Here is a 10305-nt window from a genome sequence, read left to right as displayed (position 1 = left end):
ATGAGAAAGCCCATATAAATGGGTAATGTACAAGTTGCTGTAGAAGCATGTTTAATTCGTCTGATCACAGATACTTTATAAAGTATTTTAATACTTTTTTGAATCAGTCAATGCGTAAGTCCTATATTTTTTAAAATACTGTTTAAATCTCTCATCTTTTGCATAGCACCCTCAAATCACATCATTATATTTTTTAGGAAACTGCCTTCCCAAACTCAATTTAAGAGAATTATTTAAATAGTCAATTTTATTTAATCTTTGTTTTTAAAAGTTTTTCTTAAAGTGTGATGCATTAAACTTAAACATAAAAAAACCAGCTCGAAAGCTGGTTTTTTTAAAGCTGCCTAAATTATTTAATTTTGGCATGATCTTTTAGATAACGTGTGTAGTCATCAAATTCTTGTTGACCACGAAGCTGTTGATAAAGTTTTGTTAACTCATCTAACTGCTCACCCGTTAATGCCGCATCAGATTGTTTGTTCACTGCAGTCACAGCAACCACAACCAATTCATTTGGTAGATTAGTCGTAGTAACAGACCAATGACCTGCTTTCGGCGCTTTTACACTAAATGCAGCACGTTGAATTTCGCGTTTTAACAAACCATCCGCACGAGTGAATGTACCCGCATTTTCAAAGTTTAAACTGCCTTTCGCAACTGAAGCAGCAGGTTTTGCAGCAAACTCTTTTAATGTCGCTTGAATTTGGGCTTTTGCAGCATCAGACGCTTTCTTTTCAATCAGCTGAGTTTTCACATGCGCTTTCGCTTCAGCTAAAGTTTGAACACCCGCAGCATGATAGTTACGCACTTTCACCCAAACCACATCACCGTTTTTCAACTGAATGCTCGATGAAACATTACGTTCACCATTTTTAACATCATCGTTAAACAATTTAACTTTGACGTTTGCATCACTTAAAACTGGATGTTGCGATGCTAATGTTAAGCCATTCAATGATTGTACTTTTACGCCTTTCACTTCTTGACCCACGACATCAAGGGCATCACTGCTCACGACCATGTCATTGAGGCTGTTTACAGTGTCAGAAAAAACATTGGCTTTTTTCGAAGCAGCGACTTCTGCTTGCAGACGTGCTTTTTCTTGTTCAAATGAAGCCACTTTTACAGCTGGCGCCACTTTTTCGATCAAGTGATAACCACTGTCTGTTTTCACAGGAGCTGTCACTTGACCAGCTTGAGCACCTTCAACTGCTGCATCAAATGCATCACCAAATACACCTTTTTCATAAGCAACCAGTTCACCACCTTTTGCTTTAGATTCCGGATCTTCAGAGAATTGCGCTGCAGCTTGGTCAAAGCTTAAACCCGCTTTAATTTTAGCTTGAACACTTTCAGCCAGTTTTTTAGCTTCGGCATCTGAACGATTGTCCGCAGTGATCATGATGTGCTTAACGAGTGGTTTAACTGACTTCTGTGCATTCTCAACAAAGCTGTTATACGCTTCTTTCAATTCAGCATCAGTTGCAGCTTCTACTGGTGCAGTAATATTGGCAGGTGTTAATACGACAAAATCAGCATCAACACTGGTTGCTTGCTTAAATTTGTTTTTATGCTGCTCATAATAAGCGGCAATTTCAGCATCAGATACTTTTACATTTTTCTTGTAATTTTCAAGATTAATGCTGGCCAACTGAATACTACGTTGTTCCGTTTGTAAGTTCGCAATTTGCAAGATATCAAGCTTACTCACTAATGCATATTCCATAAATGTTGTAGACAACATTTTTAAAGCATGGTCTTTACGTAAGTTATCAATGAATGTGCGGTTCGTCATACCAATCGATTCGAGGTATCTCCCAAACGCTTCATCAGAAAATTGACCATTGACTTGGAAGCTTGGCTGCTGATGAATCATTTGCACAATTTGTGCATCACTCAAGCTAATGCCTAATTTATCAGCTTGTTGCAATAACAATTGGCGTGAAACCAAAGTATCCATCGCTTTATTGCTAATGAAATTTTGATTCAATAATGTTTCATCACCCTGAGCATATGCCAGATATTGTTCTTTTAATGAGTTCGTCAGTGCTTCGAGTTCTTTTTGAGAAATTTCAGTACCGTTTACAGTCTTTGCTGCATCTTTAGATCCACCACTAAAATATCCTTCAATACCTACAAGTGCTAAAGGGGTCAAAAACAAAACGAGCAAGACCTTGCCCAGCCAACCCTTAATGACTTTACGAAACGATTCCATAAGTATTCCAATATTTTATTTGCGGTGAATTTTAACCGAAAACCCGAGATGAATGAATGCGATATATCAATTAATCACATTTACCAATAAAAAACGCGCCAAATAATGGCGCGTCTCATGTGCTTAATAAGATTAAGCTACAGAATCTTTCAAGCCTTTACCAGCTTTGAAGCTAGGAACTTTGCTTGCTTTGATTTCTAAAGTCGCACCAGTTTGTGGGTTACGACCAGTACGTGCAGCGCGCTCTTTAACGCTGAAAGTACCGAAACCAACTAAAGTAACTGTATCACCAGCTTTTAAAGCATTGGTAACTGCAGCAATTGTAGCATCTAAAGCTTTACCGGCATCGGCCTTAGATAATCCCCCATTTTCGGCAATTGCATCAATTAATTCTGATTTATTCATGAAAATTACGTCCTCTTAATATCGTTTATTTAAGGTTCAAGAATTTGTATAAAACGCCATAACGCCTTTATAGCAATGCTTTAGGGTTAAACGCAATACTCCTCAACCTCTTTTTATAGAATTTTTTGACGAAAAAAACCTTGAAAATTCGATAATAGTAAAAAAGTTAGTGTTTTTTTAGTATTTCGGCCCTCAGTTGGGCATTTTCTTCGGCCAATAGGTCAACTTTAGTATGTAATTGAAGTATAAGCCTTTCTACGTGCTGTAAATCCTTTACAGTCACCAATCCTAAACGGTTTAAGGAATGATTAACACCATTATCTAAAATTTTTTCTACTTTATCTTTCGTATCAGTTACAGATTCTTTGGCTTTTTCTGAAACTTTTTCGACAGTTTGATCTGCAATATCAATCGTTTTGGACTCAAGCTCCTCTCCAACTTTGACTAAAGAGTCAAAAAGCTTATTTCCTTCACCCTCAGCACGTGAAAAAGCACCTAATCCAGCCAACCAAATCTGTTTGGTATATTTGCGAAAATCCATTTTAGAGCGACGGTCAGAATGACTACGTACGCGAGTTTTAGCCGGCTTTTCTGCTTTTTCTTGTGCATCATCAATTATGCTTTCTGTATTTTCCATAATCCGCACTTCTCCTGATTATTTTATGTGCACAGCAACATGTGATTCTTCATTTTAACAACATAATAGCAAACATATGACTTGATAGATTGATTAAACTGTTCTACAAAGCTGGTGAATTACCAACTTTTTGGTATATTCTAAGTTCCTCTAGAGCAGGATGCTCAGTTTCCAGTGCTTTCAGATTTTAACAAGGACATTTTTTTTATGAGTGATACGCAACAAACACAAGCTCAACCACATTTGTTGCTTACTATGACCCTGATTGTTTTAGAAACGATTTTTACTTTCATTTTAAAACATGACCGCGTTGTAGCATTACAAGCTAAAAAATTTGTTGATCAAAAAGTCGCACTTAAGATAAATAGCTATATCCCTTATTTTGATTTTTATGTTCAGTTTACTGAACACGGTATTCTTTTCGACACAAAATCCCCAGATAAAGCGATCGACCTTGATGTCCGTACGACACTAATGGATTTGGTGAAAATCTTTGTCTTTGGTAATCGTAAAAGCATCAAAACCATGCGTATCGATGGTGATGTAGTTCTAAAAGATGAATTTCGTGATCTGGTTTCATTATTTAGTGTGCCGAAAATTTTATCTGACTGGAAACACTGGCTGTCTGAACCTGTCGAAGAAAACGATATCGTTGCGTCTAAAAAACGTATTGCCCCACTTTTAGAAAAAATCGAACAGCAACGCTCAAAAATCAACACGCTGCAAGTTGAAGTTAAACAATACAAAAACCGTATTAAGCGTATCGAACGTCGTCAAAAACGGATTAATATCGCTTTTAGTCTAATATCTGTTCTTTTAATAACGTTATTAGTGTATAATGTGTGGTTCAAATAAATATATAATTTTTCAGACAAAATAAAACAAATAAACAATCTCAAAAAAACTTGACTATTTTAGTCAGGATTCATAAAATCTGCACATCTAGACTTAACATGTGTATCGAATCATGCGCTTAACAACTCGCGGTCGCTACGCAGTGACTGCTCTACTTGATCTAGCTTTGCAGCCAACTGAACAAACGATCACTCTTGCAGAAATTGCAGCTCGTCAAACCATTTCAGTGGCCTATCTTGAGCAGTTATTTGCAAAATTAAAGCGTCACGGCTTAGTTTCCAGCATCCGTGGAGCAAACGGTGGTTATCACCTTGCTCGTAGTGCTGAAGACATCACTGTTTTGGAAATTATTGAAGCTGTAAATGAAACAGTTGATGCAACCCGTTGTGACCACAAAGGCAACTGCCAAAATGGTGCAATGTGCTTGACTCACGATTTATGGCAGGAACTCTCCCACCACATTGCCGATTATCTTGCAAAAATCACCCTTGCTGACCTTGTAGCACGCGATAACGTTCAAACCGTATCTATTCGTCAAAATTCAGCAAACTTTGATTCAGCCCTTTTATCGGTTACAGGTATTTGACATGAAGCGTCCTATTTATCTTGACTATGCAGCAACTACACCTGTAGACCCTCAAGTCGCAGAACGTATGATGGAATGTCTAACGTTTGACGGTACTTTTGGTAATGCAGCTTCTCGTTCTCATGCTTACGGCTGGCAGGCAGAAGAAAAAGTAGAATATGCACGTGAACAAGTTGCTAATCTAGTAAAAGCTGATCCACGCGAAATCGTTTGGACTTCTGGTGCAACTGAATCTGACAACCTTGCGCTTAAAGGTATTGCTCAGTTCTATGCATCTAAAGGCAAGCACATTATTACAAGTAAAATTGAACATAAAGCAATTCTTGATACTTGCCGCGAGCTTGAAGAAGAAGGCTTCGAAATTACTTATCTTGAGCCAGAAGCAAAAACAGGTTTAATCACACCTGAAATGGTTCAAGCAGCCCTTCGTCCAGATACAATTCTTGTATCTTTGATGATGGTGAACAATGAAATCGGTACAACTACAGATGTAGCTGCAATCGGTGAATTGACTCGTGCAAACAAAACTTATTTCCATGTAGATGCTGCGCAAGCTGCTGGTAAAGTAGAAATTGATCTTTCAACAATGAAAGTTGATTTGATGAGTTTCTCTGGCCACAAAATCTATGGCCCTAAAGGCATTGGTGCTCTTTATGTACGTCGTCAACCACGTGTACGTATTAAAGCGCAAATGCACGGTGGCGGTCATGAACGTGGTATGCGTTCAGGTACGCTAGCGACTCACCAAATCGTGGGTATGGGCGAAGCGTTCGAACTTGCAGGCAAAAACCTACATGCCGAACAAACTCGTATTCGTGTACTTCGTGACAAACTTTGGAATGGCTTACAAGGTCTTGAACAAGTCTTCCTGAACGGTCACCCAGAATACAACGTTGCAAACTATCTAAACGTCAGCTTTAACTTTGTTGAAGGTGAATCGTTAATGATGGCACTTAAAGATTGCGCAGTATCTTCTGGTTCTGCATGTACATCAGCAACTTTAGAACCATCTTATGTACTTCGTGCATTGGGTCTTTCAGACGAATTGGCTCACAGCTCGATTCGTTTCAGCTTTGGTAAATACACCACTGAAGCCGATATTGACCATGTACTTGAAATTACTAAAGCAGCAGTTGAAAAACTACGTGATCTTTCACCGCTTTGGGACATGTACAAAGAAGGTATCGACCTTAATTCTGTAGAATGGGCTGAACACTAATTCATCCCGGTGAGATAGCTTTTATTTTAAGGCTATCTCATTGATTAACGTAATTTCACCCCCATATTAATCTTAAGGCTGACCCCGAGGTTTGGAGAAGCGTCATGGCTTATAGCGAAAAAGTAATTGATCATTACGAAAACCCTCGTAATGTTGGTGTTTTAGACAAAAATGCAGAAAACGTTGGTACAGGTATGGTCGGTGCACCAGCTTGTGGCGATGTTATGCGTCTACAGATTCAAGTTGATGACAATGGCGTAATTGAAGAAGCTCGCTTCAAAACTTACGGTTGTGGTTCAGCAATTGCATCTAGCTCATTAGTAACAGAGTGGCTAAAAGGCAAAACTCTTGATGAAGCTCAAGCAATTAAGAACATTGATATTGCAACTGAACTTGCACTTCCACCAGTAAAAGTACACTGCTCTGTACTTGCTGAAGATGCAATCAAAGCTGCTGTAGAAGACTACCGTAGCAAGAAAGTAAAAGCTTAATTGTTTACGTGTTTTAAAAAAGATTAACGGAGTTTTCATGATTCATTTAACTGAAAATGCTGCAACTCATATCAGCAATTACATCAAGAATCGCGGTAAGGGTGAAGGCATTCGCGTTGGCGTGAAAACTTCTGGCTGTTCTGGTCTAGCTTATGTACTTGAGTTTGTCGATGATATTGACACGCATGACCAAGTATTCGATCAGTTTGGCGTAAAAGTATTTGTTGACCCAAAAAGCCTAGTTTATCTTGAAGGTATGGAGATGGACTATGTGAAAAATGGTTTAAACGAAGGTTTCGAATTTAATAACCCAAATAAAAAAGGTGAATGTGGCTGCGGCGAATCGTTTACGGTTTAAGCCTTTTCCACGCTCCTTTTTCGCATTAAAACAGTGTAAAATTCACTGTTTTAATTGCATTTAAAGCAACACTTTTTGCACCTCTATTGCGGACACCATCTCCCATGAATCATTTTGAGTTGTTTAACTTACCTGTAGCACTCGATATTGATTTAGCAGTTTTAAAATCTGAATTTTTAAAGTTGCAGCAACAATATCATCCAGATAAAGCCGAAGACAAAGATCTAGCCCTGATTAAATCCAGTGAGATTAATCAAGCATTTAAAGCTTTATCCAATGTTGATAGCCGCGCTGCATATCTCTTAAGTCTCAAAAAACAAGATTATCACCTTGATCAATCGATTAGTGATTTTGAGTTCCTACAAGATGCCTTAGAAATTCGTGAACAGTTAGATGAGGCATGCTCTGCTGATGACCTCACTTCACTTAAAACTGAAGTTCAGCAATGGATAGACGGTTTGGTTCGTGAATTTAAGATTGATTATGACGACGAAGACTGGGCAGAAGCACGTGATACCGTACGTAAATTACGCTTCTTCCAAAAAGTTATGGCTGACATCGATAAAGCTGAAGATCGCTTCTTAGACGACGATAGCTTTGATTTAGACGATGATTTTTAATTTATTTTTTATATTTGACGTTCAAAGGATGTAACACACATGGCTCTCTTGCAAATTGCAGAACCTGGTCAATCAAGTGCGCCGCATGAACACCGCATCGCAATTGGTATCGATCTTGGGACTACACACTCTTTAGTAGCCACGGTACTTTCTGGTAAAGCGAAAGTGCTTAACGATGAACATGGTCGTGTGTTACTCCCTTCTATTGCACACTATGGCGAATCCACTACGCAATATGGTGACGACGCAAAGGCATTCTTAACGACTGATCCTAAAAACACCATCGTTTCTGTAAAACGCTTTATGGGTCGCTCTAAGACAGATATTAAATTCCAACACCCGTACAACTTAGTCGGTGAAGCGAATGAAATGCCTGCTTTTGAAACTGCACAAGGTCGCAAAACACCAGTTGAAATTTCTGCTGAAATTTTAAAACAACTTAAAGACCGTGCAGAAAGCAGCTTAAACAATCCAGTAAATGGTGCTGTCATTACTGTGCCTGCCTATTTTGATGAAGCACAGCGTCAAGCAACGCGTGATGCAGCACAGCTTGCAGGCTTAAATGTACTCCGTCTTTTAAATGAACCGACTGCTGCGGCAGTGGCTTATGGCTTAGACCAAGACACCAATCTTGCACATGATCAAAACTATGTGATCTACGATTTGGGTGGTGGTACTTTTGACGTTTCAATTTTACGTTTCTCTCAAGGTGTTTTTGAAGTTCTAGCAACGGGTGGCCACACGGCGCTTGGTGGTGATGACTTAGACCGTCTGATTGTAAAATGGGCAAAAAAACAACTGAATATTGAAACTTTAGATGATGCTGAATATGCCCATTTCATAGTTTCTGCTCGTAAAGCAAAAGAAGCATTAACTGAGGCTGAATCTGTAGAGCTTAAAGTTCTTGATCAATCATTGACTTTAGACCGCCCTACTTTTGAATCCATCATCAAAGTTGCTTTGGATAAAACCATCAGCGTTTGTAAACGTGTCATGCGTGATGCCAAGCTTGAGCTCAGCGATATTCAAAATGTGGTATTGGTCGGTGGTTCTACCCGCTCGTATGCTGTACAAAAAGCTGTTCAAGATGTCTTCAATCAAGAACCGCTCTGTACTATTAACCCTGATGAAGTTGTGGCCATTGGCGCGTCGATTACAGCGAACCAACTTATTGGTAACTCTAAAGATGGTTCACTGCTTTTAGACGTCACGCCGCTTTCTTTAGGTTTAGAAACCATGGGCGGTTTGGTTGAGCGCCTTATTTCGCGTAACACAGCCATTCCTGTGGCGCGTCGCCAAGAATTCACAACCTATCAAGATGGTCAAACAGCAATGTTGATTCATGTTGTACAAGGTGAGCGTGATTTGGTTGAACATTGCCGTAGTCTAGGACGTTTCGTGCTTCGTGGTATTCCACCGATGACTGCCGGTCAAGCGCGTATTGAAGTGACTTTCCAAGTTGACGCAGATGGTTTATTGACGGTGTCAGCCAAAGAAACCACTTCTGGTGTGCATGCTCAAATTGACATCAAACCTTCTTATGGTTTATCTGATGCCGACACTGAACGCTTACTGATTGATGGTTATAAGTTTGCTGAAGAAGACAAAAACTTACGCCATCTTCAAGAAACCAAAGTGGAAGCAAAACGTGAACTTGAAGCACTTGATCAAGCACTTAAAGTAGATGCTCAACTTCTCAGCCAAGAGCAACATAGTTCCCTCACTGCTGCACGCACAGTTTTAGATGCTGCACTTGAAACGACAGATATCAAAGCTATTGAACATGCTGTAGAACAGCTTAAAATACATAGCGATGCATTTGCTGCAGCTCGTATGAATCAGCACATTGATGCCGCATTGAAAGGCACAAAACTCGATGATTGGTCAAACTCAAATTAATTTATAGGTCAAGATTATGCCACGTATTAAAGTACTGCCTCACGCAACAATCTGCCCAAACGGCGCTGAGTTTGAAGTCGAAGCAAATGCTAACCTTTGCGAAAGCATGTTAAAAAACGGCATCAAAATTGAACATGCATGTGATATGTCTAAAGCATGTACCACTTGCCATGTGGTTGTACGTAAAGGTTTTGATGGTCTAGATGAAATGGATGATGTCGAAGCAGATCTTCTCGATCGTGCTTGGGGGTTAGAACCAGACTCTCGTCTGTCATGCCAAGTAAAAATTGAAGATGAAGATTTAGAAATTGAAATTCCCAAATACACCATCAACCATGCTTCAGAAAATCATTAATTTATAGATAATTTTCTATAATCAAAAAGCCAGTTCATCGTAACGTAAGCGTCCGCTGAACCCCATGCCTATTTTTTAATTCGATTTAGGTTTCCAGCGGTGTGGTAGCAATTCTTCAATCTGAGTCACTTTATGTGTCGGCAACCTTTTCAGCACATCACTTAAATAGGCATAGGGATCCAGCCCATTCAGCTTTGCTGACTGGATTAATGTCATAATATTGGCTGCTCGCTGACCGCTGCGCAGCGAACCTGCAAATAACCAGTTCTTACGTCCCAACGCCCAGGGGCGCATCTGGTTTTCCACCCAGTTATTGCAAATCGGTAGATTGCCATCATCCAGATAGCGGCTTAAAGCTGGCCAACGCTTCAGAGTGTAATTGATCGCCTTGGCGGTTGGAGAACTCGATGGCACAGTCAGTTGATGTTGGTTGAGCCATTCATACAGTTGTTGCATCACCGGTTGACTATGCTGTTGTCGGTATTCGCGGCGCTGTTCTGCTGTACCATCGGTCTTTTTCCTGAGTTCTGCTTCTATGGCATACAGTTTCTGAATCAGCACTAATGCCTGTTCAGCGACCTGACTTTTTTTGGTCACATGCAGTTCATGGAATTTACGACGCGCATGCGCCATGCAGCCCACCTCAATGACCTGACCTGATTTAA

12 protein-coding genes are annotated in these 10305 nt (G+C 39.7%); 8 read left to right on the top strand and 4 right to left on the bottom strand.

The window, feature by feature from the left end; all coding sequences use genetic code 11:
• Positions 1 to 349 precede the first annotated feature (349 nt).
• The 3 genes from FTV03_RS15845 to FTV03_RS15835 all read right to left on the bottom strand — a co-directional run bounded on the left by FTV03_RS15845 (position 350) and on the right by FTV03_RS15835 (position 3257).
• The gene (locus tag FTV03_RS15845; RefSeq protein ID WP_180004653.1) at positions 350 to 2215 is read right to left on the bottom strand and encodes a SurA N-terminal domain-containing protein; all 1866 of its coding nucleotides are present in this window, start codon (positions 2213 to 2215) and stop codon (positions 350 to 352) included.
• Positions 2216 to 2347: 132 nt separating this feature from the next.
• Positions 2348 to 2620 carry an HU family DNA-binding protein gene (locus tag FTV03_RS15840; protein WP_078188662.1) on the bottom strand — a complete coding sequence of 91 codons (273 nt, stop codon included), beginning with the start codon at positions 2618 to 2620 and terminating at the stop codon, positions 2348 to 2350.
• A gap of 166 nt (positions 2621 to 2786) precedes the next feature.
• Positions 2787 to 3257 (bottom strand): phasin family protein, encoded by a 471-nt coding sequence (locus FTV03_RS15835; RefSeq protein ID WP_180022145.1) that lies wholly within the window; start codon positions 3255 to 3257, stop codon positions 2787 to 2789.
• A 207-nt stretch (positions 3258 to 3464) separates the two neighbouring features.
• Between FTV03_RS15835 and FTV03_RS15830 the strand changes: the two genes are divergently transcribed.
• The 8 genes from FTV03_RS15830 (at position 3465) to fdx (ending at position 9640) form a co-directional block, all read left to right on the top strand.
• Positions 3465 to 4112, top strand: coding sequence for a hypothetical protein (locus FTV03_RS15830; RefSeq protein WP_078188664.1), 648 nt, complete (start codon positions 3465 to 3467; stop codon positions 4110 to 4112).
• Between the two features lie 112 nt (positions 4113 to 4224).
• Complete coding sequence (locus tag FTV03_RS15825; protein WP_078188665.1) at positions 4225 to 4698, top strand: Rrf2 family transcriptional regulator; 474 nt, start codon at positions 4225 to 4227, stop codon at positions 4696 to 4698.
• 1 nt (position 4699) lies between these two features.
• Positions 4700 to 5917 carry an IscS subfamily cysteine desulfurase gene (locus FTV03_RS15820; RefSeq protein WP_078188666.1) on the top strand — a complete coding sequence of 406 codons (1218 nt, stop codon included), beginning with the start codon at positions 4700 to 4702 and terminating at the stop codon, positions 5915 to 5917.
• A 104-nt stretch (positions 5918 to 6021) separates the two neighbouring features.
• Positions 6022 to 6408 (top strand): Fe-S cluster assembly scaffold IscU, encoded by a 387-nt coding sequence (iscU, locus tag FTV03_RS15815; protein ID WP_078188667.1) that lies wholly within the window; start codon positions 6022 to 6024, stop codon positions 6406 to 6408.
• 37 nt (positions 6409 to 6445) lie between these two features.
• Positions 6446 to 6766: an iron-sulfur cluster assembly protein IscA gene (gene iscA, locus FTV03_RS15810; protein ID WP_078188668.1), complete on the top strand. Its 321-nt coding sequence runs from the start codon at positions 6446 to 6448 to the stop codon at positions 6764 to 6766.
• A 104-nt stretch (positions 6767 to 6870) separates the two neighbouring features.
• Positions 6871 to 7386 carry a Fe-S protein assembly co-chaperone HscB gene (gene hscB / locus FTV03_RS15805; protein ID WP_168378605.1) on the top strand — a complete coding sequence of 172 codons (516 nt, stop codon included), beginning with the start codon at positions 6871 to 6873 and terminating at the stop codon, positions 7384 to 7386.
• 39 nt (positions 7387 to 7425) lie between these two features.
• Positions 7426 to 9285, top strand: a complete 1860-nt coding sequence (gene hscA / locus FTV03_RS15800) for a Fe-S protein assembly chaperone HscA (protein WP_180042123.1) — start codon at positions 7426 to 7428, stop codon at positions 9283 to 9285.
• 16 nt (positions 9286 to 9301) lie between these two features.
• Positions 9302 to 9640 (top strand): ISC system 2Fe-2S type ferredoxin, encoded by a 339-nt coding sequence (fdx, locus tag FTV03_RS15795; protein ID WP_078188671.1) that lies wholly within the window; start codon positions 9302 to 9304, stop codon positions 9638 to 9640.
• 75 nt (positions 9641 to 9715) lie between these two features.
• Here the strand turns inward: fdx and FTV03_RS15790 are convergent.
• The coding region (locus FTV03_RS15790) for an IS66 family transposase (RefSeq protein ID WP_180042121.1) at positions 9716 to 10305 on the bottom strand (590 nt) is incomplete at its 5' end.

The organism is Acinetobacter sp. YH12218 (assembly GCF_013417925.1).
GTDB lineage: Bacteria > Pseudomonadota > Gammaproteobacteria > Pseudomonadales > Moraxellaceae > Acinetobacter > Acinetobacter amyesii.
This window is presented reverse-complemented; position numbering and strand designations above follow the sequence as displayed.

Bases quoted from the DNA above. Each gene is read 5' to 3' on its own strand.
- hscB (WP_168378605.1), top strand. From the start codon at position 6,871: ATGAATCATTTTGAGTTGTTTAACTTACCTGTAGCACTCGATATTGAT.
- FTV03_RS15825 (WP_078188665.1), top strand. From the start codon at position 4,225: ATGCGCTTAACAACTCGCGGTCGCTACGCAGTGACTGCTCTACTTGAT.
- iscA (WP_078188668.1), top strand. From the start codon at position 6,446: ATGATTCATTTAACTGAAAATGCTGCAACTCATATCAGCAATTACATC.
- FTV03_RS15840 (WP_078188662.1), bottom strand. From the start codon at position 2,620: ATGAATAAATCAGAATTAATTGATGCAATTGCCGAAAATGGGGGATTA.
- FTV03_RS15820 (WP_078188666.1), top strand. From the start codon at position 4,700: ATGAAGCGTCCTATTTATCTTGACTATGCAGCAACTACACCTGTAGAC.
- iscU (WP_078188667.1), top strand. From the start codon at position 6,022: ATGGCTTATAGCGAAAAAGTAATTGATCATTACGAAAACCCTCGTAAT.
- FTV03_RS15845 (WP_180004653.1), bottom strand. From the start codon at position 2,215: ATGGAATCGTTTCGTAAAGTCATTAAGGGTTGGCTGGGCAAGGTCTTG.
- hscA (WP_180042123.1), top strand. From the start codon at position 7,426: ATGGCTCTCTTGCAAATTGCAGAACCTGGTCAATCAAGTGCGCCGCAT.
- FTV03_RS15830 (WP_078188664.1), top strand. From the start codon at position 3,465: ATGAGTGATACGCAACAAACACAAGCTCAACCACATTTGTTGCTTACT.
- fdx (WP_078188671.1), top strand. From the start codon at position 9,302: ATGCCACGTATTAAAGTACTGCCTCACGCAACAATCTGCCCAAACGGC.
- FTV03_RS15835 (WP_180022145.1), bottom strand. From the start codon at position 3,257: ATGGAAAATACAGAAAGCATAATTGATGATGCACAAGAAAAAGCAGAA.